The sequence below is a fragment of the Sulfuracidifex tepidarius genome, from assembly GCF_008326425.1.
In the GTDB taxonomy this organism is placed as follows: domain Archaea; phylum Thermoproteota; class Thermoprotei_A; order Sulfolobales; family Sulfolobaceae; genus Sulfuracidifex; species Sulfuracidifex tepidarius.
The window spans coordinates 968,012-993,648 of record NZ_AP018929.1; the positions used below are offsets into that span (position 1 = coordinate 968,012).

Consider the following 25,637-nt stretch of genomic DNA (forward strand, 5'->3'; position numbering starts at 1 on the left):
TTTCAAGAGTAAGGTGTGAACTACGCAATCTATTGAAATACTGAGGAATCATATCACCTTGTTTGAACTTTTATAATGATATTCTAATTTAGAATGAATATAAAAACTCGCGTAAATTGGTACCTTGAAATGCACAATTTCTACGTCGGTTCTAAATTCTATATCAAAGAGATTAAGGGCCGGTATTATGTTTATATCATAGAGAATAGCACTGGTGGTAAACAGAGGCACCATTACGTAGGGTCTTTAGAGATGGTAATTCAGACTTACCTCGAAGTGGCCAAGGTGTGGGGGAAACCCACAGAGACTTCAGTAGCCGGGCCCGGATTCGAACCGGGGTCCCAGGGGCCAGAGCCCTAGATCCTTGGCCGCTAGACTACCCGGCTAATTAGAGATATCGTGCTTGGTATTTAAAACTCTTACGCTTAAATCACGGAAGCTACGGAGATATAAAATATTGATGAAAAAACAGAGACTGAAAGGACGTTAAAATATTAGGACTAGGTGCTCGTGAACTCTACTATTACGAATGTAACATTTACACCTCTCACGATGAATTATTCTCATAGGATTTCTATCCCCTACCTACAACTGATCTCGGAAGAAAATGTTCTGTGATATAAGTTTTCTCCACAATCTGTTCACCGGTAGAGCCTACACGCTCACAACTGTCAGCCTTGGGCAAGGAACATCAACGTTTGCCTTATGAAGGCTTTCACTAGGGATATCAATCTCCTCACGGATGGAGGGTTTCCTCACCCATAACAGCGCCAAGGTAAAAAAGTCCTTAATCAAGGATTTAAAGGTAGTTTACTAACTATTATGGGGTATGATCGATTGTTTTTCGATATATTCAGGAAATCTAGCAACAATGAAGGATCAGGATACGTAACTGACGACTTCGGAGAGTGGATGTTGATATCACATAACAAAGAGCTACTTCTTGCTACCAACTTAGTCTCTAAAGCGATAAGGAAGGCTGGGGTGAAGGACTTTGATCTTTACTTAGGTTACTTTTCTACAGACGAGAGAATAAAGAGCTTGGTCGGCATCAAGGGGATGGCAGTTACTAAGGACAACAAGAAAAACATAGACGTGAGGACATCAATGAGGAGTATCGCAGGAGACGATGTTATAGTAATAGAAGACCAACCCCACTCCGTATCTAACATTTGTAACTCCACTTTCATCTTCTTCAACTTCTTACTCTTAATAAAGAAGGGGAAGGAGTACAAACACCCGGTAAAGCTCCTCCTACCTCCCATGGGGATAAACCCTTCCGAGATACCCCTTTCATTGACTTCCCTATTCAAGACTTTATTGGAGAGAAATCTCAACGCTGTATGTTCACTGAACGAGGTTGACGCTAGTGACGGGAGCAGGCTGAAGCTCATGGCTACTTGTAGAACGGAGTCTTCTTTTGACACGGAGAAAGTAAAGAACGCATTATCCTACTTCGCGCCTGAGAAACCTAAGCTCTTCACCAAGAGAGTCGGCACAAGGGACATGGAGGTAAATTTGTATATTCAACAGTTAAACGTAAAATTTTTCATTCCTCTGCTTTGGAACAACTTTTTAGAGCAACTAAGATGCTAATCTTTGAAAAAGATCAAAAAGAATTGACTTACAAAGTAAGATCTCTAAAGCTTCATTGCGTATCGAAATCGAGCTTAATTAGAACGCTATCTTTATTGGATCGAGCTTTTTAAAAAAATACACTATAATCACAGTGACTGTCTATTGCGTTATACCCTCATTTTTATAAATTTGAAAATGCATAGATTATTGGGGAATTGCCCTGATAAAAATAGGAGATTTAGATATTAAAACTTTGGATGATATGGAACTTTCTGGTAGGAAAGTTCTCTTACGTGTTGACCTTAACTCTCCCATAGATAAAGACGGACGTATACTGGACAGCTCAAGGTTGAAAGCGCATGCTCCTACTATCAAAGAATTAGTTGAACGAAGGAACTCGGTAGTCCTAATATCACATCAAGGCAGGCCTGGAGACAGAGACTTCGTGGAGCTTCAAGAGCATGCCCAGATCCTTTCGAAATACCTAGACATGAATGTGGAGTTCGTAGACGACGTAATGGGGCCTTACGCCAGGGAGAAAATAAAGAACATGAAAGAGGGTGAGATAATCCTCCTCAATAACGTGAGGATGGTATCGGAGGAACTCATAGAGGCTCCACCGCAACAACACGCGAAGACGTTCCTCGTTAGGAAACTGTCTCCCCTTTTCGACGGTTACGTGAACGACGCGTTCGCTACTGCACATAGGAGCCAGCCAAGCTTAGTTGGATTTCCTCTCGTAATCCCGTCAGCAGCAGGGAGGGTCATGGAGAAGGAAATCTCTGCGCTCTCAAAGATATTCACGCCCGAGGAGTCACCTAAAGTGTTCGTCCTAGGAGGAGGCAAGGTCCTGGACACCCTCAGAATAATAGAGAACTTAACCAAGAAGAGAATAGCTGATAGGATATTAACAGGAGGGTTGATAGCCGAGCTGTTCGCCACAGCTAAGGGAATATCTCTAGGAAAGGAAAACATGGAAGTCTTAGAGAAGCTCGGAATACTGAGCCTAATACCCAGAGCCAGGAAGTTACTCATGAGCGGGTCGCCTGTTGAGATACCTGTAGACTTCAAGGTAGAAAGGGAAGGCAAAACAGAGGAAAGCCCGGTCCACAAGGTTAACGGAGTAATAAAAGACATAGGTACCAACACAGCCGACATATACTCTTCCTTCATTAAGGACTCAAAGGTCACTGTCCTGAGGGGACCCATGGGGATAATAGAGGACGAAAGGTTCAGGGACGGCAGCAAGAGCGTCATGAAGGCTGCGCTGGAGAACTCAGGTTACGTTATAGTAGGAGGAGGTCACATGGTGAGCGTCCTTGAAGGGAAAGTCGAGGACACCTCTAAGCTTCATATCTCGACCGGAGGGGGCGCATTGCTTTTATTCCTCTCAGGAGAGAGACTTCCCGCTTTAGAGGCATTGAGCCTCAGCAAGGTGTGAAATTTGATAAAAGTATCGATAAACGGTTACGGAACTATAGGAAAGAGGGTAGCCGACGCTGTCCTCAAACAGCCTGACATGGAGTTAGTGGGAGTAGCTAAGACCTCTCCCAACTACGAGGCAATGGTAGCATTCAAGAGAAACATGAGGATCTACGTACCTGAGGAAAACAAGGAGAAGTTCATAAGCGCTGGGATCGAGCCGGCCGGGAACATAAGCGACATGATAGAGGAGTCTGACGTGATTGTAGATGCTACCCCTAACGGCGTCGGAGCGGAATACAAGAAGATATACGTTGAGAAAGGTAAGCCAGCTCTTTTTCAAGGGGGAGAGAAAAGCAACGTTGGGGAAATTTCCTTCTCAGCGTTATGCAACTACGATGAAGCGATAGGGAAGAAATACGTTAGGGTAGTTTCATGTAATACGACAGCTATGTTGAGGACTATATGCACGACATCGAAGGTCTCACCCGTGAAAAAGGTGAGGGGTACGGTGATAAGGAGGGCCGCTGATCCCAAAGAGTACAAGAAAGGACCTATAAATGCACTCGTCCCAGACCCTGCTTCGGTTCCCAGCCATCACGCTAAAGACGTCAACACTGTGTTGAAGGACCTCGACATAGTAACTATGGCAGTGATATCACCAACTAACTTGATGCACGTTCACCTGCTTGACATGGAAACGGAGAGGGAAGTCAGGAGGGAAGAGATATTGGAACAGTTGCTCTCCACCCCGAGGATAGTAGTAGTTCCAGGAAAGGCAGGAATAAACTCTACAGCTGAGCTGGTTGAACTGGCGAGAGATCTGGGAAGGGAGAGGAACGACATGCCTGAGGTGATGGTTTTCGAGGACTCAGTACAGACCAAGGGAAAGGAGGTCTTCCTCATGTACGCAGTGCATCAGGAGTCTATAGTTGTACCCGAGAACGTTGACGCGGTGAGAGCTGTGTCCGGTATGAGCAAATCCATAGATTTAACTAACGCGTCCCTCGGAATAAGGAAAGGGTACATAATCTGAGGTGAAAAAAGTGAGCGATAAATTACCCCCTACCTACTCTGTAAGCTTCCTCCTGAGGAAAATACTGATCCCAGTCGACGGATCTGAGAACAGTATGAGGGCCGTTGACATAGGGGTGGACTTCGGGATGAGGTATGGGTCTAGGATTTACCTAGTTTACATTTGTCAGGAATGCAGAAGCACTCAATCCATAAAGGAAATGTTAGAAAAGAGAATAGGTGGAAGGACGGACTACGAGTTCAAGGAAGTTAAGACGAACTACAAGGAGTCTAGCGTGGCAAACGAAATCCTCAAATTGATAGCTGAGGAGAACTTCGACGCCGTGATAATGGGTGCTAGAGGTACATCAATAAATAGCGACATAAACATAGGATCTACAGCTACGTCCGTAGCGCTTAATGCTCCCATCACCGTGATAGTTGTTAGGTAAATATCTAGTAAGCTAAATTTTTTTGAATTAAGATATAGAATCAATTTTTTGTTCAGAAAGGAATTATCTTACCTCCTTTTATCGGTTGTGAATTCATGATTCCCGAGGAGTACATGTGCACATGGAAGACTAGGAGTCAAGGCAACTAGCCCCACTTTATTGCTCAACATATATTTAAGCTTCTCCTTTTTCGCTACTCCCTTCTACTATGTTCAGCAAGGGCAGAAAGAAGAGGAAAAATATCAAGCGTATTGTAACAAATAGATAGTCAGGAAAAACAACACACATATCTTTGCATTTGACTGTTCTTTAAGCACGTCTATATTATCATCGGGATTACCTTAGACGAGAACTTCTGTTCCCATTCCCCGTCTTGGAAGGTATACTTCACGCTAAGGTAGCCCTTCCTCATCTCCATGACTTCCCTTTTAATCTGGCTTGGCTCTTTACCATCTATGAGCACCTTCTTGAAGAGCGAAGCTATCTCCTCCATCTCTCCCTCCTTCATTCCGAACCTGGTCATCTCCTGAACGCCTATCCTAAGTCCGCTCGGATTCGAGACCGCCTCTGGACCGTCATAGGGTAGGAGGTTCTTGTTCACTATAATGTTTGCCTCTTCCAACGTTTTAGCTGCCTTCGCTCCTCCACCTTGAGGTCTCACGTCAACTGCTACTTGATGGCTCTTCGTGTAGCCCAGGTGTTCTCCCACGACCTTGAAGCCCAGTGAAGCTAGGCTCTCAGCTAGCTTCTTGGCGTTCCTCACTATTTGGGATGCGTATTCCTCGCCGAACTCCCTCATTTCCAGTGCTGTGACTGCAGTAGCGGGCAACCTATGTAAATGGTGGTTACTCACAAACCAGGGGAAGATCGTCCTCGACACAGGTTTGTAGTAATCCTCGTTGTTAGAGAAGATCGCTCCACCCTGAGGACCGGGGAACGTCTTGTGTGTCGACACGTTAAGAAAGTCAGCTCCATCGTCTAAGGGGTTGCTCCAAGCCTTTCCCGCTATTAGACCATAGACGTGGGCTGCATCGTAAACTAGTTTCGCCCCTACTGCGTGAATGTGAGGGGATAGCTCCTTGGCTGGGTGAGGGAAGAGGTAAAGGCTTCCTCCCATAACTACGAACTTAGGCTTCACTTCCTCTATCATCTTGATTGACTTATCGACGTCGACGTTTATGTTCTCCTTATCGAATGGAAGCTCTATGTGTTCTATTCCGAGGGCTCCCAGAGTCCCGAAACGTGTGTGACTAACATGTGCTCCCGCTTGGACTGGGGCAATTAAAGCCTTGTCTCCAGGGTTAGCCAGAACCCTGAACACAGCAGCGTTTGCCACAGTACCGCTTATTGGCCTCATATCGCAGAACTTGGAAGAAGTTACTTGGTTCATGAGGTCCATGGTTAGGGTTTCAATTTCGTCCACATACTTCGTACCTTGATAGAACCTCTTGTAAGGTTTACCCTCGGCGTATCTAGACATGTAATCGCTCATGTAGACCGATTCAGCTACGGGGCTCATGACGTTCTCTGACGCTATCAAGTTCAAAGTTTCCTTTCTCCTCCAAGTGTTCTGCTCCTTTGTGATTTCAAGAATTTTTTCCAATTCTTTAGGTATGGTCATAATTACAAAGTAAGCGATGTAACATAAAAACTTTTAGAAATTCAGATTTATGTAAATTTCAGGTAACCAAAACGCGGGTTAAGATTTGGCATTCCTACCAAGTTTCATGTGTGCCTTACCTAACTCTTTGTTGGCCAGAGCTGAGAGGAGGTTCAACTCTCCAGCAAGGACAGCTGAAGCAATTATCTCCGCGAGCTTCTTGGAAGACCCTTCCTCCTCCCCTTTTATCCCCATGATAGAGAGGGCTTCCCTCTGTGTTGGAAGTCTCGTCCCGCCTCCCACGGTGCCGACTTCGAGGGAGGTCAACGTCACGGAGATGTAAAGACCCTCATCCCTGACCTCAGTCCACGTGTACCCGGAGCTACTCTCTACTACTTGAGCTACGTCCTGACCGGTCGCCACGAATATAGCAGCGACCACGTTGGCGAAGTGGGCGTTGAACTGCGACACTGAGCCTGCTCTCGCGCTTCCTAGCCAGTTCTTCCTGAGGTTCACCTCGTTGATCAGCGAGACGTCACTTTTCAGTTCCCTCTTAACCACGTCGTTAGGCACAAGAACGTCCGCTATTACCGTCTTACCTCTACCCATCAACGAGTTGACCACGGTGTTCTTCTTATCGCTACACATGTTCCCGCTCACGGCGACGCACTTAGCGCCCGGAAAGTTCTCCTCTATGAAAGAGCAAGCCCTCTCAGAAGCTATGGTAACCATGTTCATGCCCATTGCGTTTCCTGTCTGGAAGGAGAACCTGAGCCAAACGTTGTTTCCCACAACATAAGGTGAGCATCCTACGTATTTCAGGTGGGAAGACGTGGACTCGGTGATTTCCTTGATTTTATCCTGAACCGAGGAGAACCATGAGAGGAAATCTGACACATGTGTCACCGACCTAAGCTTTATCACCGGAGCCCTTGTCATCTCGTCCTTTATGACCCTAACGTTAGCTCCGCCTGACACTGTGATGGCCTTCATCCCCCTGTTCACGCTCGCTATCAGAGCGCCTTCCGTGGTAGCCATGGGGACCAGGAAGTCTCCCTTGGCGAACTCACCGTTCACCCTCAAAGGGCCCGCTATCCCCATCGGTATTTGGGCCGCACCTATTACGTTCTCAGCGTTCCTGTTCTTGATCTCGGCGTAGTCTATGACAGTAGATCCTATGTTAGGAAGACCGACTCCAGTTATCCTCTCTACTGCGAGCCTCCTAGCTACCATGGCTGCGTTGGCTTCAAGGTACTTGTCTGCCTCGTGGAGAGGTATCTCCCCCTTCACCATCTTGTCAACGGTTTCCTCAAGGCCCATCGGAAATTACCTTGAACTTCAGGCCGTACTCTATTAGCCCATTCGAGGAGTCCACGGTCAATTTCCTGAGCACTGCAGTCACTCTAGATCCTTCCTTGGGTTCCTCATCCACGTCTGTCAACGGGGCAACTATCTCAGGACCTTCGTCCAGCTTTATCAGGCCGATGAACTGTGGCATCGACCTCTCATACCCAGCCCTCTGCTGGAAGTTCTTGGTAGAGAGGATCAAGGTACCGTTCCCACTCAGGTTGATGGAGGAAACCTCAGGAGATCCGCACTTGCTGCAGAATGTAGATGGAGGAACGTCTATGTTACCGCATTTATTACACTTAGACCCGGTTAACTTATACAAGGACTGTTTTGCTCTCCAAACTTGTGGAGGGGAAACTCTCATCATGATCACCTCTTGAAATGAATGAGAAAGCTGGTCCTCAAGACGTCATCAGTGCTCAACACTATGCCTTCCTCTACTTCCTTTGCCTTCCTTCCAGGGAACTCGTCCGCGAGTTGCATGTAGATCTCCGCAGTCTGGTACACCCCAGTTGCTCCTCCTGGATATCCCCTGGCCTTGAGCCCACCGCTGTAATTGACGTTCAATTGATCAAGAGATTTAATTGACTTCCCCCTCTCCGCAAGCCCCATGGCTTCTAGCTCTATCGCTGCAGAGACGCTGAATGTATCAGAGATCTCCATCACGGTCCTCTCTGGCTTAACGTTTACCCTCTTTATTGGGAACTCCAAGGAGGAGATAGAGGGCTCTCCCGATGAGAAGTCGACGCTCTCTATTTCTACTGGAACTTCTGACAACTTTGAGTAGTCCTGAGAGGATATGAGGACTGCTGACGCTCCGTCTGCGCGTGGTGCTATGTCAAAGAGCCTCATCGGAGTTGATACCTCCTGCGATTTGGCTATGACCTCTTTGTCTACAGGAAAGCGTAGGTAAGCGTAAGGGTTCTCGACGGCGTTCGAATGCATCCTGATCGCCCAGTCGTAGAAGTAATCTTCACTCACGTCGTACTTCTTCATGTAACTCTTCATCATCAGTGCACCGTAAGGAGAAGTGGAGATACCTTCGTGGTATGATACCTCTTCCAATGTAGAGGAAGTCGCGTCATTGACGAACTTGGAAGGAAAGTCGGAGAACTTGTCTACACCAATAACGAGTACGTTCTTAGCCACGCCTGACTTCACGAGTGCGTAAGCTGTAAATATTGAAGCCCCACCGCTAGCGTCGCCTTGCTCCACCGTCATTGACACCTTTCCGGATAGACCTGCCCTCCTTGAGATCTTGTAACCTAGCATGGACTGTGATCCCAATTTCTGCCCGTAGGCGTTAGAAACTACCACAGCGTCTATTTCAGGGATCTCCTCCACGGTCTTCCTAATTCCCATCAAGGCCGAGTTAGCCAAATCGAAGAGCGACATGTCGTAATGTCTATTGACGGGAACCATGGAGGCTCCTGTAATGTATACCCTGCTCATAGTTCATACGCCTTTATCTTGTTAGTGAACCTGGCGTAAGTAGCGTAGTCAACTACCTTCTTGTTCACGATGTACTGCTCGGTGGTTGGAGCTAATTTCTGTTTCTCTCCTATAGCGTCGGTCACCATCATACTGAAGGCGTCGCTTCCTGCCCCGCTTCCGAAAGGAGCTACGAGTATCCTTTCCCCTGGTTTAGCGACGTCCAGTACCTTCGTCAGACCCAACAAAGCCGAAGCGTTGTATGGGTTACCTATGAACGGGGAGACCAGACCTTGTTTAACCTTCTCCATGGGAACCCCTAGCTTCTTAGCTACCTGAACCGGAAACTTACCGTTCGGCTGATGGAAAACGAAGTAATTGAAGTCTGAGATAGAGAGACCCGTCTCCTCGAAAAGCTTCTTCACAGCGCTGATTATGTGAGCGAAGTAAGCTGGCTCTCCGGTGAACCCCTCTCCGTGGAGTGGGTAGGGCATTCCGTCCCTCCTCCAGAAATCGGGGGTGTCAGTGGTGTAAGAGGTGGAATGTTCTATGACCACTGGGACATCTCCGCTACCCAGAACAAAGGATGAGCCTGCAGAGGCTGAGCTCAGCTCCAGTATATCTCCGGGGTTTGACTGGGCGGTGTCTGCTCCAACTACGAGAGCGTAGGAATCAGGATGGCTTTCCACAAACGTGGAGGCCAGCCTGAGTCCTACTGAAGCTGCCCTACAGGCGAACTCCATGTCCGCTGAAGCTGAGAAATAGGAAAGGCCTAAGGAGTCTATCAAGAGAGCCGACGTTGGCTTCACAGCGTAGACCTTAGACTCCGAACCGAAGAGAACCAACTTCACCTTTGAAGGATCTATTCCTGCCCTCGCCAACGCATTCCTTGAAGACTCCCATGCTATGGTAGTTGAGTCCTCGTCTGGACCTGGAAGTGACTTCTCTTGAAGCCCAAGACCTCTCACTACTCCTTCTTCCATTCCCCAAAGCTTCGCTATGTCGCTGACCTTAACCCTAAATCTGGGAACGTAAGCGCCCCAGCCTATAATTCCGGACTTCATCGAAACTTTCTTCATCTGCTAAACTTTTTAAGATTTGTGCAACTGTCTATATCACCTATAGACAACTGTCTATGTGATGAAAAATAGATAGTGATCGATGATCTGACTCAGCTCACTCTGATTGGCGAATAAGAATAATAAAATGTACTCTTTATCCTTTAGTCGTGAAGTTCAGAATAACGTACGTAATACTGGCTTTAGTCGTCGTGATTGCAATAGTTGGAGTCCTGTTCTACGTGGAGGACACGTCGTTCCACATTAACGTGAGCCCCGAGTACGTGGAAGAAACATTCTCTCCAATAGGGTACAAGTACGTGATCAAGCTGGACGCGTCTAACGATGGACCTCTACCCATGTCTACAGTAGCGTACATACAAGTGGGATATCTTAACGAGACCACCCACAAGCTCACTTTCGAAAACTATACAGTCCCAATTCACCTGAATTCGGGACAGAAGTTCCAAAAGACCATCATAGTATACCTCAACATAAGTGATGTGATTGCGAACGTCAATGGGAAACCGACCTATGAGCCAGACTATTCAATGCCTCAGATAGAGGTAGCTAGAATAGAGGCTACCGGGACTTACGGTTGGAGCTACAGCCATAATATAGGATTGGGTAGCCACTCACCATTGTTAATGGTAACCCAACAATCACCTCCGGATCCCGCGATCTACAGTGACGCCGCCATTACCCCTAGCAACCAAGCCACCTTCGGCGAGAAAATGACTTACGTTTTTAATAACACAGGAGAGATCTACTATCCCAACACGTCCAGCTATTTCACTTTCATGACTTTGACATTTCAAAAATACAACAATAACCCACACATAGGGTACATCACGTTGCCTCCGGGCTACTATAACGTGACGTTTCACCTCTACAATCAAAACATTTCAAAGTACTTCGATTTCGGTCACGTTTTGATAAATCCTAGCACACAGTTCAGCTTTCCCTATCCCATTACAGGGGTTTACAACGTCACCGTGACAGTGCAAGGAAACGGGGTTCAATACACTTGGGAATTTCTAGACATGAAGTATAAGCTATAAAAGTCATTTGATTTTTCCTTACATTTATTTAATATAGCAAAATGAGCTGTTAGCTCATGGAAAAAGCAACATTAGGTGGAGGATGTTTCTGGTGCACTGAAGCCGTGTTCTCCAAGGTGAAGGGAGTAATAGACGTGAGGCCAGGTTACGCTGGGGGCACTTTCCCCAACCCCACCTATGAGGACGTATGCAGCGACACAACTGGTCACGCGGAGGTAGTACAAATAACGTTCAACCCGTCTGTGATAAGTTTCAGGGATCTCCTAGAAATATTCTTCGAAATTCACGACCCTACGACGCCAAATAGACAAGGTAACGACGTAGGATCCCAGTACAGATCTATCATCCTTTATCACAGCGAGGAACAGAGGAAGATAGCCCAGGAAGTGATAGAGGAGGTTCAGAAGAGGTTGGGAAAGAAAGTGGTCACTGAGCTTAAGCCATTTGACGTTTTCTATGAGGCTGAGGACTACCATCACAGATACTTTGAAAGGCACCCCAATCAGCCTTACTGCAGGATAGTGATGAGCCCTAAAGTGAAGAAATTCATGTACCACTTCCCTGATAGGGTAAGGATGGAGGAAGCTAAATAATGAGAACGGGACCTTCAAGCCGTTTTTATAAATTTCAAGAGACATAAAACTGAGTTACGCTCTTGGTTAGACGAGGCATCGGATACTCCTCGGTGTACCAGTCACTTTTTTCCTTAATTTATAAGAAAAATTAATAGTAACTCTATCAGAGTAGGACTACGTAAATATAAGATAAAAACTTTATAACCAAACGTGTAGGAAATAGTAACAGTGCCGCCGTAGCTCAGCCCGGCTAGAGCGCCGGACTCATACGATCCAGAGGGGATATCCGGTTGTCCGGGGTTCAAATCCCCGTGGCGGCACCTTAACTAAATTTGCTAAAAATTTCAATAGTTTTCTAGATAAGAATAACTACCAAAGGAGTAAGAATTTGACAACAATAATTAATACAATCGTGTATGTTTAAGTTTTTATCTTTCCCCGAAACGATACTTATAAGTCTCGATCTTACTCTTCAAATTATCAACCAACATTTTAGTCTCAAAGCTTACACTCTTTCTTTGCATAGCCTCCTCAGCCCTTGACAAGTACTCCTTAGCCCTCAAATACAAGTCTTTATTATCATAAGCTATAGCATTCTGCAGATACATCATGCCAATCATGGCTAACTGTTTAATATACTCCTCACCTTTAGCAAACTTAAGCTTAGCCTCAAAACTCTTAATATATTTCTCGTCAATAGATTGTCCGCTGTCCGGTAAGATTGTAATGGATACCCTCTTCATAAAGGGGGTAATAAGACCACGACTTTCTAAGTACCTCTTAAAGTAAGTAGCCGAAACTACAAATACTAATATAGGAATAATAGTACTAAGAGTGTTGGCAAGTGTCATATCATGTAGTATATAGTAAGGAATAGAAAACGATAACACCACAGCCACTACAGTAGGTAAACCTATAAATAGTAATGCTAGACCGAGCCATTTAAAAAAGGATAACCTCTTTTCTTCCATAACCTATCCCCTGGTTAGTATTATTTATGATACTTAAAAAATTTCTAACAACATAGACCAGCTTTCTGACATAGATATTCTCCACCTAGCCCGCAAGCAGTTGCTACACCTAATGAGATAATTAATTGGAGTAATTCGTCACAAGAAGGTATACATATCACTACACATATACCGTAGATAACAGGATCCTCAATAAATATTAGACAAACCTCACCACAAGCTTCATCGCATGCTACACTTTCAGCAACGCCTTCGGCTAGCAATCCGCATAGTACAGAAACTATTGCTTTACATATTTCACATTCTATCGGATTCGGATCTTTCCCTTCTTCACTTTTTTGTTGTAAAGGGTAAGGTTGGTATAGTTTATCTGGTACTAGTAATTCCTTATTCTCTATCCTCTTAGTCTTAGTTCCGCAACCAGACACTCCTTCCTTAATCAAAACCCTATGCTTATCCCCTTCCCTTCCTAAATACTTCACCTTAAAACTTCTAAGTATACTTTCGGAACCGTAGTTTATCCTATAAGTTGTCTCGTGCTCACCGAAAGGGTCACCTTCTACCAACTGACTCCATTGGATTATCTTTGACGGTTGCCCTTCATACTCTATTAATGTCACTCCTTGTCTAAAAATTCTCTTATCATCTTTCTTCTCTTCATAATGCAATAATTTAATGCTCTTAGGCTTTAAACTCTGAGGCATGGAAGAATTGAGAACTTTAAAAAAAAGTTAACTATAATAGAACATCTTGGCAATATTCATCACTTATTTTTATTCTAACCTAACTAGGTTATAGTTTGAAAGGGTGTGCAATTATCTTTTGAAACTAGATGCAACAGAAGTCCTTAAATCAGCATAGAGATGCTAACAGCCTTAACAGATACCGAAGATATGAATAAGAGGATCAAAGAGGATAAAGCTATGTTCAAATCCGTAGTTTCATCAAAAAAATATAATTAGTGTTGAGTATAAAGACAAAATCTCCACGTAAGAAGATAATGCATAGAACTCTTTGTACATTTAAAGAAAATTTGTAAATATTTAGTTAAAGATCGTTAGCCTTAATAATTAGTCTAACGTTTGTGTCGAAGCATATCATTATTCTTGAGAAGAAATCTTCCCTACCTAAAATTAGGCTGGGATATATACCCTCACCTAAATTTACGAAATCTAAAGATGCAACTGGTATCTGTAATGTCTCATTAAGTTCCACGAAATGAAATTTTATGTTATACCTTTCTTTTGTAGTGAGCAGATTAGAAATTATAACTTTATCGACTAAACGGTTTTTTAACGAGGATTCATCAAAACACTTTAAGAACGTATCATTTCTAATGACAGAAAACCTACTTCCAGTATCTAGAAGGGCATAAACTAAATACTCACTACCTAGTTTTGGACACTCCATTTCCACTTTAAGTAAAGGTAAATACGTATCATTAACCTTGACAAAAGGTACTTCTATCTCGCGAGACATTATTAACTCTCTACATATTTGATGGAGACTAAAATATCGTAAGTCCCTTTCTTATAACCCTTCTTCTCCATGATCTTATCAATCTCCTCTTCAGAATCAGCCTCAGCAACAATTCTTCTATTATAATCTATTGCGTAATATTTCCTCATAACCTTGATGGGAGTAGTCATATTCTCAATTTAAATATAAACTTGCAGGGCTATAACTTTGTCTGCTATGCTCTATTAACGAATTTTTGAACTAGAAATGTTAGTGTGCTTGGTTGTTTAGTATTTAAAAGCTTAGAATGCCTCTTCACTCAGAAAAAGAGGAGAAAAATAAGTGTTAGGAGACAATAATAACAATATCAGCTGCAAAAGTTAATGCATATTGGTTATTTGGTCTAAAAAGCTCGAATATGACAAAAATCTATTTTTAACATCATTTTCAAAAATCGAAATGAAATAATATTCACGTTATAGATAAAATATTATGGCAAGAAGTTCAAGATTTATACACTAGAATAGAGGAGAATGACAAAGTAACTGAGGTGTTTAAGGGTTTAACATCTCATACGATGTAGATTCTTTCATCTAATACTTAATCTAAATTATATTATTAGAATGAAAATTAACCCTTTAACACAAAGGTGTTAAATCAAGCCTATTAATTTAACGTTTTTTACATCCGGTTGTCCGGGGTTCAAATCCCCGTGGCGGCACCTTAACTAAATTTGCTAAAAATTTCAATAGTTTTCTCTATGATGAACTACTAAAAAGTAAGAGCTAAATTAATAATATCTGAATAACATCAATAAGTTTAAGTCTTTATCTTTCTCCGAAGCGGTACTTGTAAGTCTCAATTTTACTCCTCAGGTTATCAACGAGTGCTTTAGCCTCAAAACCCACGCTCTTTCCCTGCATTACCTCCTCAGCCCTTGACAAGTACTCCTTAGCCCTCAAATAAAGATCCTTGTCGTCTTAAGCTACAGCGTTCTGCAGATACATCATGCCTAGCATGGCTAACTCCGCCACATAATTTTCCGACTCCTTATCTGAAAACGCTAACGCTTTCTCATATCTCTTAATCACTTTTTCATCAATGGGTTGTCCGCTCTCTGGAGAGATTATATACTTAGTCCTAGCCTCTTTTTTCCTTATTCCAGGAGGTCTTATCCCACGCCTCATAAGATATCTGTCAAGGTAAGTGGACAATGTCGCACCTAATGTAGAGGATATTATAGCGCTTAAGGAAACGGATAATATTAAGCTATGTAAAAAGATATAAATAATGTCATAAGCCAAAATAAGCACTATAGCTGATGGCAATGCTGAAAATAATAGGATAAGTAAGACGTATTTTAAAGTTGATATCTGTTTAGTAGGACCAAAGATAACCTTATTTGTTTCGTGTTTTTCCTTACTTACTTACCATAATAACTACTATCTAACTAAATATTTATTACCTTTAAACCTTTTTTAATTAACAATAAAATCTACCTCTTTCGCATACGTATTCACCATTTGGTATTGCTAGCACTCTATGACAATGATAAAGTAACATTAAGGAAATTGATAGAACGTACAAAGAGCTCAACTGCTCCAGTAAATAATACTGTTAAAAGGAGTGGGGATTGGTTGAAGAGATTGAGGAGACTAGAGGCTTTCCTAAGAGGAGATATATCAAATTAACAGAAAAAGGTAAAAAGGTAGTGAAAAGCTTAAAGAATTATACATTTTGATAGAAGCAAGCACTCAAGGTTGAAAATCTCATGAAAAGTAAGCTAATACAAATCCTAGAAGGGTTATTAAACGAGTTCGAAGAGTGAAGAAGAGGAGAAAGCGATGAAGAACTAACTACACTAAAAATCCACGATACTATAATTAAACGCGATACTAATACTGAACCAGGGATAATTAACGTGGACGTTATAGGCATTGCAATTTATTCCGCAATAGAAGACCTAATTAATTATCACGATATTAGTAGAAGTTTAGCAGTATTGACATACCATTTGATAACTTCTCACCCTTTCGTTGATGCTAATAAGAGGACTACTTTCGTACTGTTATTAAACATATTATACGAATTATATGATAAAGAAGTCCCACAAGACTTAGAAGAGGAATTAATAAAGACCTTAGTTGAGGTAGCCGATAACCCACCAAAAGAAGATGAATACACAATAAATAAAATAAGGAAAATTATACAGAAGATTATTGAAGATTAAGTCGTTTATTCTTATTTTCCTCTTCTTGTTCTATGTATTTTCTTACATAAAGGACTTTACCATGTATTTTTAATACACCAGTTCTGTCAAACTCAGCCAATGCATCTAAATATTCCTTGTAAGCGTTGATGATATAGCCAACCCTGTCTCGCATTCTTTCCAAGATCTTTTTCTGCTCATCAGTTACCTTATTGGCTACTACCATTCTGAATTCCCTATTAAATATAATGTTATACTACTTGCAATATATTTCTGCCATACATGCCACGTACATATATCATATTAAGATCTTTGTGGCATGTAATATCATATAAAAAGACCTATAAATACATTATATGGATTATAACAAAGACTAAAAAGGAATAATATAATTGAAATTATGAAGTCAGGCTAATGATAACTGATCTTTCTAATGAACTCAACGTTTCTGTCAAAACGTATCATTACTTTTACAAAGAAGCAATTCTTGCCTAAAATTAGGTTTGAGAAATTCTTGAGGTATTATGTTAATAGATGGAAAGTATTTAAAGTAGGGGTAGAGAGTATAAATTAGTGGAATAAATGGCTAAAGCTGAGGAAGGAGAAATAATCTTAGAGACTGAGGAGGAGGTTAATAACTTAATTGAAGCTATAAAGAAGGAGAAAGTTGATGAAGAATTAATAAGAAAAGCATTGTTATTTAGCAAGAAAAGTCCTATACCTGACCTCTAACACGTTTTTATATAACGAGTAAAAGTAATTTGCACCTCCGTTCTTATCCTCATAAATTAGCTGAAAACCCAGTTTTTCGTAAAACTCCTTAGCAGTCTTTGTATAAACTAAAATTCCGATACAACTATTCCTGATACAATAGCCTAAAGAATAGGGAATTATGAAACTCCTAACGAAAAAACTCCCTACTCCTTTGCCCTGATATATTTTATTTATACCTAACTGTCCTAAAAGGATCACGGGTAGTTTCTTGAAACTTATATCAAACTCATGAGGTAAACCTTTTTTGTTAAACTCCTTCTTCATTGCCTCTCTTATCTTACCCAGAAAACCTTCGGCAAATGCGTAAGAATAGCTTGAAAATGAGACGAAGCCCGCTAAATCGTTATTACAAATCAGTAGGAAAGTGTGATTTATTCCGGTTAAATAATGTCCTACTGCAAACCTCTTTATGAAGTCGTTTTGCTCCTCTTCTCCGCAATCAAAACTACCTAACCTATTTAGGAAAGATAAGTGGATTGTGTAAATATAGCAATTGCCTAAAGGAGTCGAAATAGTATCGTAAGGCTGAATATTTGTACTCAACTCCTTATCGTATAAGATAGCTAATCTAACAAATTAAAAAATCAAATGCTTACTCGTTTATAATTTCTCGTTTTCTACTACTGTTAAAATGTCATATTGGCTCCTCTTATACCCTTCTTTTTCATTATCTCTCCAACTTCCTCCCACGAATTACTCCCAGCTATAATATTCCTATTCTCGTCAATTGCCAAATACATCCTAATAATCTTAATAGTATCAGACATACGCTCCCAAAGTAAATGCAAACATCTAAAATTATAGCTCTGCTTGTCTTATATTACTTCAGATTTTAAATTAGAAGTTTTGACTCATTATCTATACACCTAAGTATCTTATGTTCGTACCCTCGTATTAACATCTTCTTTTTAAAATATATTTTATAGAAATAAATTTTCATAATTAGATATTATAGAAATTAATAAGGGAATTAATATTTTTCCTTTTAGTTAATGTTTCCGAAATGTTAATTTACTTAATAGATAACTCAAACTAGATGTCTAGTGAATTAGAGAAGTTATTCCTTACAGACCCTATTAGATTTGCGTTTGAGATTTACGACTTAAGGTTTGATAAAGAGTATACGGAATTTAAGACGGTTAGGGAAGGTTATTTAATGATATACATAAAATTTTATCCACCAAGAATAATTCTTCATGCGAATGAAGAGGACACTGCAAGAGAATTACTTTCAATACTGAGGGAGGAGGAGAGTAAATTTATCCTGTTCACAGAACCCAAATGGGTAAAACTGTTAAACTTTCCAAATGCGAAAATTTATCCGGAAATTTTAATGACTTGTAACAAGCCTAATGTATTTAGAAATGAAAACGTGAGAAGACTAAGTATTGAGGATAAGGAAGAGATTTTAACTCTTTATGAGCAAGGTCTGGGCAGTGTATTACTCCAATTATTAAGTGAGAACAAAACCACTGCATATGGACTGTTTTTAGATAACCACCTAGTTTCAGCAGCGTATACATTGATTGAGTCAGAGAACTTTGCTATAATAGGAGGAGTCTTTACTAAGAAGGAATTTAGGAATATGGGCTTAGCTACTTCAGTCGTATCAACGTTAACTGAAGACCTTACTAAAAGAGGTAAAGTAGCCTCATTATATGTAAGAGAAGATAATAGTCCTGCAATCCATGTCTACAAGAAAATAGGGTTTAAAGAATATTGGAAGAGGTTATGGGTATCTGTAAATGTAGACGAGAAACCATTATAGTAGCTGTGTTTAGAGGTATGAAATTATCGGAAGGTAACTAAAATGATGAAGTTATAATTAGCCTAGGAATTATAGCATATGAAAAGAGAAGGAAAAGATTTAGAGAAAATCACTAATGCCCTTGAAGTTCTAAAAACAAGATAAAACTACAAAAGTTCTTATATTTAAGATATATCGGGTTTAGGTAATAATAACTTTACAATGCTTTTTATTAAGACTAGGGAATAATCATTATCGGTTAATCAACACTATCGCTTATATCTATCAATAATATGCATCAACTCGTCTCTACTAATTATACCTCTATAATACATATCTATAGCATCTACAATATCATATGGCAAATATCTCCTTGACCTGTCTCTTATTGCAAAATATACTTGGGATAAAGAAACCCCAGCTTAGGACTAAAATTCCTCCTATAACGTAGCCGTAAATTTGCGAAATACTCGAAACACCAGTAATTGTAAGTTTGCCCTCTATAATTGAAAAGTAAAGTGCTATGCCTATAGCTATTGCTAGCATGGAAAGGAGGTAGTATAATGAGCACTAAAATCGCCCTAATTAACGGTTCTTTAATAAATTCATATGCCATTTTAATCAAGATGATTATTTAAGATACGACATATAAAGTTCGTAGATAGTTCAATTTTCTGAACCATAATGCTAAAAGGTTATCCTTAAATTGAATAACTAAATCATTTTACTAATTATTTGTTGGTGTCCTATTTCCTTCACTTATCTTTCTCCTTTTTATCTAGGATCTTTCTTGTGATCTAAGAACCTTCCACAAAGCAAATAGATAACACGATATAAAAATACTTGTTCCTCTCTTTTTATATTAAGTCATCATTAGATTTTATAAAAATGTTAGAAAACTATCTCTAATTTCTCTTATTTCACTAAGCCATGATAAGAATTTTCGCTAAGGGGCCCTTATGCCGTTTTCCCTCTTCAATTCCACACTTCCATGACTTCGTCTGGGCTCGACAGAAATATCTCCAGCTTAGCGTCTGGGTATCTAGTCCCCTGAGATATGGTTACTTCAATCGACTCTCAAAGGGTGACCTCATAGCCCTTGACCTCCACTACACTGTTTCTCCCATGTTCTTGCTTTTTCATATTTGTCATTAAAAATCCTCTAACTAGTTCAGTTCAGAAAAGTTTAAAGCTTAACTATTTACTATTGAATAGGTCATCATGGTTCAATATAAGTGGGTCGCACTCTCAAACACAACAATCGGAGTCCTAATGTCTTCGATAAATGGGACAATAATCCTGATTTCCCTCCCTGCAATCTTCAGGGAATAAATATCAATCCCGTAGAGCCTTCTTCTTTTCAATATTTGTTCTGGATCCTCATGGGGTACAACGTCATAACAGCTGCTTTCCTTGTCACTTTTGGTAGACTCTCAGATATTTTCGGAAGAGTAAGGCTATATAACCTGGGTTTCGCCGTGTTCACCTTGGGGTCGATTCTGCTTTTCATAACGCCCAGCACAGGGGATCTAGGAGCTTTAGAACTGATAATTTTCAGGCTCATTCAGGGTATAGGTGCAGCGTTCCTATTCGCCAACAGTGCAGCAATAATAACAGATGCGTTTCCGGTGACTGAGAGGGGTAGAGCGCTGGGTATAAACCAAGTTGCTGGGTTAGCAGGGTCTCTGGTTGGTCTAATCCTAGGAGGGATTTTAGCCACCATAGATTGGAGGTTCATCTTCTTGGTGAGCGTCCCAGTGGGAATTTTAGGTACAGTGTGGAGCTACTTCAAGCTCAAGGAGACCGGAGGGACTGCTAAAGGAGAAGGAATAGATTGGCTAGGGAACATGATCTTCGCAGGAGGGCTGATAATCCTGCTTCTGGGCGTCACATACGGTCTAATGCCTTATGGGTCGTCACAAATGGGTTGGACAGACCCCTACGTGATAACTTCGCTGGCTGTCGGTGCTGGACTCCTGGTAGCTTTCCCATTCGTGGAGAGAAGAACTAAGTACCCCATGTTCAGGTTAGATCTGTTCAAGATAAGGGCTTTCCTGATGGGCGGGGTCTCTCAATTGCTGTTCGCCTTCGCGTTCGGAGGAATAATGATAATCCTGATAATCCTGCTCCAGGGGATATGGTTACCTTTGCACGGCTACAGTTACTCTTCCACTCCGTTCTGGGCAGGAGTCTACATGATCCCAATGATGATAGGGTTCGTGGTGATGGGCCCTATAAGCGGCGCCCTCTCTGACAAATATGGGGCAAGGACTTTAGCTACGGTTGGGTTGGGAATCGTTGGGGCTGCGTTCGTAGCACTCAGCACATTATCATACAACTTCAGTTACCCAGAGTTCGCTGCCATCATCTTCATCATGGGGTTGGGAAGTGGGATGTTCGGAGCTCCGAACACTACCGCCATAATGAACAGCGTTCCTAGGAGGCAGAGGGGTTCAGCGTCAGGAATGAGAACCACGCTTCAGAATTCCGCTCAAACCGCTAGTCTGGCTCTATTCTTCACCATAATAATAGGAGTGCTGGCAGCTACATTACCTACAGCTCTCTCAAACGCCGTGACAGACGCAGGAGCTCCACAACTAGCTCCTATAATGTCTAAGATACCAGTAACAAGTGCTTTGTTCTCAGCGTTCTTAGGTTACAACCCAGTGGGGGCCATACTTTCGGCGTTACCTCACCAACTGACGGCTTCCTTAAGCCCATCCGCAGTTGCGACGTTAACGAGTAAACAGTGGTTCCCAGAGACAATTGCTCCTTCCTTCATGGGGGCACTAAGGGTCTCGTTCTATATAGGTGCAGTGATGGCTTTCTTAGGTGCAATAGTTTCCGCATTGAGAGGAGAAAGAACGATAGCCGAGGAAGAAACTAAAGTGAGCTCAACAGTCAAAAAGGTGTAAGGAGTGAGGGAGATAGAACCTAAAGGGTTGGAAATACTAAGAATAATCTCAATAATATATAAGGAAATTAATAGAGAGGCCTCCAGGAGAATGGGACAGGACCTCTCACCCTTAGATTTAGGAATAATAAAGACTCTAAGTATATCTCCGTACACACCGGCTAAAATTGCGAACGTCTTAGGCGTTTCTAGATCCGCCATGACCTACGCTATAGACAGATTGGAAGAAATGGGTTTAGTCATGAGGACTAGGAGCGAAGAGGACAGGAGAGTTATACAACTAGAATTAACGGAAAAGGGTAAAAAGACTTTGATGAGGGCTCAAAAAATATATAATGACATCACCAGAGAAAAACTTAACATATTAAGCGAAAAGGAAGTTAACTCTTTAATGGATATACTCCAGAAGTTAATATCAAAGTAAAAGATTTTTATAAAATTTTCATTCATCCGTTTCTAAGATTATTCAATAAATTAGCTATATCTTAATAAATGATATGACAATTATTTCCTTTTTAATAAATAAACTGATAATTAATTTATTGAAAAAGGCAGACCTTGTACCGACATGAACTCTAAGACCATGAACTAAGGCGAAAAGCGTCAAAGCTATCCCAATCAACAACAAGACCGTTCCAGGCTTCATGAGATTACATCCCTAATTATTATAGTTAATACTAAAAGGAAAAATACTAACAATGTCTTCTTAATCCCTCTTTTTCCCAATTCCTTTACCTGAGAGGCTGCCTTGAGTTTGTCTCCTGGCATCATGAACCTGATAGTTGGCTCTATCAACGGCAGTATGAACAATGGATAAACGGCTACTGAGGCTACATCTAGTAATAGAGACGCTAACCACGAAACCCTAAGCTGGTTCGCAATGACCCGTCTAAAAGGTAGTTTGTATTCAACATAGATAGCCTCACCTAGAGTATATGTTGCCCAAACTAGATAAGCCCCAATGTCAATCTCATTTGCACCTCCGAAGACTTGTACCAACGGTAAATATAGCAGGGATATGCCTAACGTTCCAGATAACTGTGGTAGTATCCTTGACTTAGCATAAGATAAGAGTATCGACAGAAGGAACGCAGCAGCTGGGATAAAAATTAATGGAGTAAAGAAATATAGATAAGGTACTGTATTTAATACAAATAAACCCAGATCCTTGACTCCTATCCTCCCAGATAGCACGTTAGGCAGAACCTTATCTATGGTAAATCCGTGCATGACCATCACGGGCAGGAACACGATGGAAACTAATGTTGGACGTGAGACGACTGCAAGAGCATAGGTTAACAAAAGCATGAAGTAAGCTGCGTCATTTCTCCTCCTGGACTCCATAAACCCAAGATCAGCACAATTATTTTTAATACACTACCCTTACTCTTTAGGCTCTTAGTGCTTGGATTAAGAAAACTACGTAGAAAGGTACCGAGAGTCCTAGAGATGCTACTAGATAAATCCAATTTTAATCGTCTTAAACCCAACACTTTATTGCTAAGAGTGAATTGCACTCTCTATTTGTCTTTGATAAGAAAGATGTTTTTAATTTCAAAATGAAAATGAGATTGATGGGAATTGGATCCAGAAAAGCTCTGGAAGAGCTCTGAGGACGTCTTTCAGTCAATTATAACGCACAAATTCCTCAAGGAGATGAGAGATGGTACACTTCCAGAGGAGAAATTTAGATATTATATTATACAAGATTACCAATATCTGAAAGAGTTCTCTAAGGTGTTGTCCATACTCGCAGCTAAGGCGGACGAAGATAGTTACTCATCAGTTTTCGCAGAACATGTAAATCACGTTAAAAGAAACGAAGAGAAGCTTCACGAATATTATTTCTCCGAGTGGGGAAAGATCTCTGCAGAGCCTTCCCCAACAAACGTTATGTATACGTCTTACCTTTCCACGATAGCTTACTCTAGGCCTTTCCATGAGGGGGTTGCAGTAGTCCTTCCATGTTACTGGATATACTTGAGAGTTAGCGAACATCTGACAAGCTCGTCTAATCCGCTTTATGATAGGTGGATAAAGAACTATTCCGGCAAGGATTACGAAGCAGGAGTTAAGCAGGTACTGCAAATAGTGAGCAACTTAAAGACTAGCGAAGATGAGGAGAGAAGAATGATGAAGCACTTCAGAACTGGTTCCATTTTTGAGTTCATGTTCTGGGACTCAGCGTATAAGATGGAGAAATTCATGTTTAAATTAGATGTATAAACAGGAGTGTCTGGTCTTGCCCTATACGTGTACAATATTAGCTAAGCTACTGCACAAATTAGTTCCACCTAATGATATCATTTTGATAAATACGTATCTACGTTGTATTTATTTACATAATTTGTAATTAAATATAATTTTGATTCATATATAAGAAACTATTATAAATTATAGTCGACAAGAGCGGACTCTAATTGCAAAATAGGCTCCCTTTTAAGAAGAGGATAAGAAATAAAAGGAAAACCCTTTTAAAAAATAAAATTATTATAATATTCAGTTTTTTTATTTATTTATCTTTATTTCCCTACAGTAGTTCCCCCTGAAGAGACTATCTCGTCTTCTGATGCTTCCTCTAACGACTTGTCCTTTGGTTCTCTCACGAAGGCAACCGTAAGTAAGGCTCCTATAATGCTCAGTCCTGCAAGTAACAGTAGGATATCCTTTACTCCTATAGACACGAGCAACCCTGGGAACAAGTATGTAGCGATTGCTGCTCCAACTTTGCCAGAGGCAGCAGAGATACCGTGCCCTGTAGTCCTATATCTCACTGGGTAAACCTCAGCCGGGATAACGAAGGTGGTAGTGTTAGGGCCAAAGTCTATGAAGAAGTAAGATAGGGCATAAAGGGAGAAAGCTGCAAGCGTTGGGATGACAAATCCAGTCACCTTAGTTCCGCTCGTCACCATCAGAAAAGATACCACAGCGTAAAGCACTGCCATCATTAAGAATCCCTGAGTTTGGATCAACTTTCTTCCGAGCTTGTCCATCAAAGCCACTGCAGTAAAGTATCCAAAGAAACCTACCAAGAACGGAATTCCTCCGTCAAATATTTCCTTAGCCAGATCGGCCTGGAAGTCACCCAAAGCGAGAACCTGACCAGCCGCAAGCTTGGGGAATGTGCTACCCAAAACTGAACTCACTATAGGCCCAGAGTAGACTCCGGTACCGTAGAACGCCATATCTAACATGGTCCAAGTTATTGCTGTGCCTATCAGGAGTTTCCCGTACTTCGATAGAAAATCAGAGAAAGATATCTTCTTTGACGTCACCGCTGATGAAGTATCTATGCTGGTCCCTAGAACAGATGCTGCCTTCTTTGCAGTCTCTACGTCTCCTTTAGCTAGAAGAGAGTACCTCGGAGTCTCAGGGACCTTTCTCCTCAGGTAGATTACGGTCGCTGCCGGAATAGCTCCAATTATTGCCGTTACCCTCCAAGAAAGGTCAGGAGGTAAATATAAGGCTGATATAGTTCCCACTGCTACTGCAGCAACTGAACCTAAACCTTGATTGGCGAAAACTAAAGCTATCAGCTTACCGCGGTCCTTTATGTTCGCGTATTCGCTCATGATGGTGGCTGATATCGGATAGTCCCCTCCTATACCTATCCCCATTATCGACCTAAACAGTATGAGTAGAGGAAGGCTAGGAGCTAGACCGCTCAGGAAAGCTCCAAGGGCTAGGAGAGAAGCTTCAACGCCATACACTGTCTTTCTTCCTATTCTGTCACCAAGGAAGCCAAACAGGAGTTGTCCAAGAATAGCGGTTATTATTGCTGATGAACCCAAGAGACCTGTCCAAAATGCTGAGTCTGGCCCATTAAGGTATGAAGTGAAGCCTGGTATATTGAGACCAGCGTATTTATGGGCATTACTCAAAGTATCTATTATTGCGCCTATGATGAACAAATCATACGCGTCAGTGAAGAAGCCCATCCCAGATGTGTACCATATCTTTATATGGTTCAACGAGAGTTTACTTGAATCCACGTTCTTGAAAGGACTCTTTTCCATAGATCTT

General features: G+C 41.5%; 25 protein-coding genes, 2 tRNA genes and 4 pseudogenes. 15 read left to right on the forward strand and 16 right to left on the reverse strand.

The genetic code is table 11. From position 1 onward, the window contains the following. Positions 1 to 129: 129 nt before the first annotated feature. Positions 130 to 360 (forward strand): putative integrase, encoded by a 231-nt coding sequence (locus tag IC007_RS04485; protein ID WP_149528909.1) that lies wholly within the window; start codon positions 130 to 132, stop codon positions 358 to 360. Here the strand turns inward: IC007_RS04485 and IC007_RS04490 are convergent. Then, positions 314 to 386: transfer RNA gene (locus tag IC007_RS04490), tRNA-Gln, on the reverse strand. The two genes, IC007_RS04485 and IC007_RS04490, sit on opposite strands and share 47 nt — an antisense overlap. Before the next feature lie 451 nt (positions 387 to 837). Between IC007_RS04490 and IC007_RS04495 the strand changes: the two genes are divergently transcribed. The 4 genes from IC007_RS04495 to IC007_RS04510 all read left to right on the forward strand — a co-directional run bounded on the left by IC007_RS04495 (position 838) and on the right by IC007_RS04510 (position 4,466). Next, positions 838 to 1,596: a hypothetical protein gene (locus tag IC007_RS04495; RefSeq protein WP_054846460.1), complete on the forward strand. Its 759-nt coding sequence runs from the start codon at positions 838 to 840 to the stop codon at positions 1,594 to 1,596. Between the two features lie 202 nt (positions 1,597 to 1,798). After that, complete coding sequence (locus IC007_RS04500; protein ID WP_174861576.1) at positions 1,799 to 3,019, forward strand: phosphoglycerate kinase; 1,221 nt, start codon at positions 1,799 to 1,801, stop codon at positions 3,017 to 3,019. Between the two features lie 3 nt (positions 3,020 to 3,022). Next, positions 3,023 to 4,036 carry a type II glyceraldehyde-3-phosphate dehydrogenase gene (locus IC007_RS04505; RefSeq protein ID WP_054846459.1) on the forward strand — a complete coding sequence of 338 codons (1,014 nt, stop codon included), beginning with the start codon at positions 3,023 to 3,025 and terminating at the stop codon, positions 4,034 to 4,036. A 10-nt stretch (positions 4,037 to 4,046) separates the two neighbouring features. Further along, the gene (locus tag IC007_RS04510) at positions 4,047 to 4,466 is read left to right on the forward strand and encodes a universal stress protein (RefSeq protein WP_054846486.1); all 420 of its coding nucleotides are present in this window, start codon (positions 4,047 to 4,049) and stop codon (positions 4,464 to 4,466) included. A 319-nt stretch (positions 4,467 to 4,785) separates the two neighbouring features. Here the strand turns inward: IC007_RS04510 and glyA are convergent, their stop codons facing one another. The 5 genes from glyA to IC007_RS04535 all read right to left on the reverse strand — a co-directional run bounded on the left by glyA (position 4,786) and on the right by IC007_RS04535 (position 9,911). Beyond that, positions 4,786 to 6,090 carry a serine hydroxymethyltransferase gene (gene glyA / locus IC007_RS04515; RefSeq protein ID WP_269472370.1) on the reverse strand — a complete coding sequence of 435 codons (1,305 nt, stop codon included), beginning with the start codon at positions 6,088 to 6,090 and terminating at the stop codon, positions 4,786 to 4,788. Positions 6,091 to 6,165: 75 nt separating this feature from the next. Beyond that, positions 6,166 to 7,386, reverse strand: coding sequence for a hydroxymethylglutaryl-CoA reductase (NADPH) (hmgA, locus tag IC007_RS04520; RefSeq protein WP_149528435.1), 1,221 nt, complete (start codon positions 7,384 to 7,386; stop codon positions 6,166 to 6,168). Further along, positions 7,376 to 7,780: a Zn-ribbon domain-containing OB-fold protein gene (locus IC007_RS04525; protein ID WP_149528910.1), complete on the reverse strand. Its 405-nt coding sequence runs from the start codon at positions 7,778 to 7,780 to the stop codon at positions 7,376 to 7,378. The genes hmgA and IC007_RS04525 overlap by 11 nt, the downstream gene beginning before the upstream one ends. Before the next feature lie 5 nt (positions 7,781 to 7,785). After that, complete coding sequence (locus tag IC007_RS04530) at positions 7,786 to 8,868, reverse strand: thiolase family protein (protein WP_149528436.1); 1,083 nt, start codon at positions 8,866 to 8,868, stop codon at positions 7,786 to 7,788. Further along, the gene (locus IC007_RS04535) at positions 8,865 to 9,911 is read right to left on the reverse strand and encodes a hydroxymethylglutaryl-CoA synthase (RefSeq protein WP_054846485.1); all 1,047 of its coding nucleotides are present in this window, start codon (positions 9,909 to 9,911) and stop codon (positions 8,865 to 8,867) included. The genes IC007_RS04530 and IC007_RS04535 overlap by 4 nt, the downstream gene beginning before the upstream one ends. 164 nt (positions 9,912 to 10,075) lie before the next feature. Between IC007_RS04535 and IC007_RS04540 the strand changes: the two genes are divergently transcribed. The 3 genes from IC007_RS04540 to IC007_RS04550 all read left to right on the forward strand — a co-directional run bounded on the left by IC007_RS04540 (position 10,076) and on the right by IC007_RS04550 (position 11,861). Beyond that, the gene (locus tag IC007_RS04540) at positions 10,076 to 10,966 is read left to right on the forward strand and encodes a hypothetical protein (RefSeq protein WP_054846457.1); all 891 of its coding nucleotides are present in this window, start codon (positions 10,076 to 10,078) and stop codon (positions 10,964 to 10,966) included. A gap of 56 nt (positions 10,967 to 11,022) precedes the next feature. After that, positions 11,023 to 11,559 (forward strand): peptide-methionine (S)-S-oxide reductase MsrA, encoded by a 537-nt coding sequence (msrA, locus tag IC007_RS04545; protein ID WP_149528437.1) that lies wholly within the window; start codon positions 11,023 to 11,025, stop codon positions 11,557 to 11,559. Positions 11,560 to 11,771: 212 nt separating this feature from the next. After that, positions 11,772 to 11,861: transfer RNA gene (locus IC007_RS04550), tRNA-Met, on the forward strand. A 108-nt stretch (positions 11,862 to 11,969) separates the two neighbouring features. Here IC007_RS04550 and IC007_RS04555 read toward each other — a convergent pair. The 5 genes and pseudogenes from IC007_RS04555 to IC007_RS04570 form a co-directional block, all read right to left on the reverse strand. After that, positions 11,970 to 12,512 carry a hypothetical protein gene (locus IC007_RS04555; protein ID WP_054846456.1) on the reverse strand — a complete coding sequence of 181 codons (543 nt, stop codon included), beginning with the start codon at positions 12,510 to 12,512 and terminating at the stop codon, positions 11,970 to 11,972. Between the two features lie 44 nt (positions 12,513 to 12,556). Next, entirely contained in the window at positions 12,557 to 13,216 is a 660-nt protein-coding gene (locus tag IC007_RS13810) for a hypothetical protein (RefSeq protein ID WP_232049022.1), read from the reverse strand. Between the two features lie 343 nt (positions 13,217 to 13,559). Continuing rightward, positions 13,560 to 13,991 (reverse strand): hypothetical protein, encoded by a 432-nt coding sequence (locus IC007_RS04565; RefSeq protein ID WP_054846455.1) that lies wholly within the window; start codon positions 13,989 to 13,991, stop codon positions 13,560 to 13,562. Positions 13,992 to 13,993: 2 nt separating this feature from the next. Beyond that, complete coding sequence (locus IC007_RS13445) at positions 13,994 to 14,161, reverse strand: hypothetical protein (protein WP_054846454.1); 168 nt, start codon at positions 14,159 to 14,161, stop codon at positions 13,994 to 13,996. A gap of 636 nt (positions 14,162 to 14,797) precedes the next feature. Continuing rightward, positions 14,798 to 15,364, reverse strand: a pseudogene (locus IC007_RS04570) (hypothetical protein). A gap of 120 nt (positions 15,365 to 15,484) precedes the next feature. Between IC007_RS04570 and IC007_RS14120 the strand changes: the two are divergent. Then, positions 15,485 to 15,734: pseudogene (locus IC007_RS14120) on the forward strand (MarR family transcriptional regulator). Positions 15,735 to 15,741: 7 nt separating this feature from the next. Beyond that, positions 15,742 to 16,200: pseudogene (locus tag IC007_RS04580) on the forward strand (type II toxin-antitoxin system death-on-curing family toxin). Here the strand turns inward: IC007_RS04580 and IC007_RS04585 are convergent. Next, positions 16,187 to 16,405, reverse strand: coding sequence for a hypothetical protein (locus IC007_RS04585; RefSeq protein WP_054845482.1), 219 nt, complete (start codon positions 16,403 to 16,405; stop codon positions 16,187 to 16,189). The pseudogene IC007_RS04580 and the gene IC007_RS04585 sit on opposite strands and share 14 nt — an antisense overlap. Before the next feature lie 356 nt (positions 16,406 to 16,761). Between IC007_RS04585 and IC007_RS13450 the strand changes: the two genes are divergently transcribed. Beyond that, the gene (locus IC007_RS13450) at positions 16,762 to 16,911 is read left to right on the forward strand and encodes a hypothetical protein (RefSeq protein WP_167747978.1); all 150 of its coding nucleotides are present in this window, start codon (positions 16,762 to 16,764) and stop codon (positions 16,909 to 16,911) included. Here the strand turns inward: IC007_RS13450 and IC007_RS04590 are convergent. After that, positions 16,876 to 17,496 (reverse strand): GNAT family N-acetyltransferase, encoded by a 621-nt coding sequence (locus IC007_RS04590; protein WP_149528438.1) that lies wholly within the window; start codon positions 17,494 to 17,496, stop codon positions 16,876 to 16,878. The genes IC007_RS13450 and IC007_RS04590 overlap by 36 nt on opposite strands. 493 nt (positions 17,497 to 17,989) lie before the next feature. Here IC007_RS04590 and IC007_RS04595 point away from each other — a divergent pair, with 493 nt between their 5' ends. Further along, complete coding sequence (locus tag IC007_RS04595; protein ID WP_084739652.1) at positions 17,990 to 18,721, forward strand: GNAT family N-acetyltransferase; 732 nt, start codon at positions 17,990 to 17,992, stop codon at positions 18,719 to 18,721. Positions 18,722 to 19,054: 333 nt separating this feature from the next. Here the strand turns inward: IC007_RS04595 and IC007_RS13325 are convergent, their stop codons facing one another. Then, positions 19,055 to 19,246 (reverse strand): hypothetical protein, encoded by a 192-nt coding sequence (locus IC007_RS13325; RefSeq protein ID WP_054845483.1) that lies wholly within the window; start codon positions 19,244 to 19,246, stop codon positions 19,055 to 19,057. 675 nt (positions 19,247 to 19,921) lie between these two features. Between IC007_RS13325 and IC007_RS04600 the strand changes: the two are divergent. Next, positions 19,922 to 21,615: pseudogene (locus IC007_RS04600) on the forward strand (MFS transporter). A 3-nt stretch (positions 21,616 to 21,618) separates the two neighbouring features. Next, positions 21,619 to 22,038 carry a MarR family winged helix-turn-helix transcriptional regulator gene (locus IC007_RS04605; RefSeq protein WP_054845484.1) on the forward strand — a complete coding sequence of 140 codons (420 nt, stop codon included), beginning with the start codon at positions 21,619 to 21,621 and terminating at the stop codon, positions 22,036 to 22,038. Between the two features lie 218 nt (positions 22,039 to 22,256). Here IC007_RS04605 and IC007_RS04610 read toward each other — a convergent pair whose 3' ends face one another. Then, positions 22,257 to 22,958, reverse strand: a complete 702-nt coding sequence (locus IC007_RS04610; protein ID WP_054845485.1) for a hypothetical protein — start codon at positions 22,956 to 22,958, stop codon at positions 22,257 to 22,259. A gap of 237 nt (positions 22,959 to 23,195) precedes the next feature. Between IC007_RS04610 and tenA the strand changes: the two genes are divergently transcribed. Continuing rightward, positions 23,196 to 23,840, forward strand: a complete 645-nt coding sequence (tenA, locus tag IC007_RS04615) for a thiaminase II (protein WP_054845486.1) — start codon at positions 23,196 to 23,198, stop codon at positions 23,838 to 23,840. Between the two features lie 296 nt (positions 23,841 to 24,136). Here tenA and IC007_RS04620 read toward each other — a convergent pair whose 3' ends face one another. After that, a complete protein-coding gene (locus tag IC007_RS04620; protein WP_149528439.1) occupies positions 24,137 to 25,630 on the reverse strand; it encodes an MFS transporter in 1,494 nt (497 codons plus the stop codon). Positions 25,631 to 25,637: the final 7 nt, after the last annotated feature.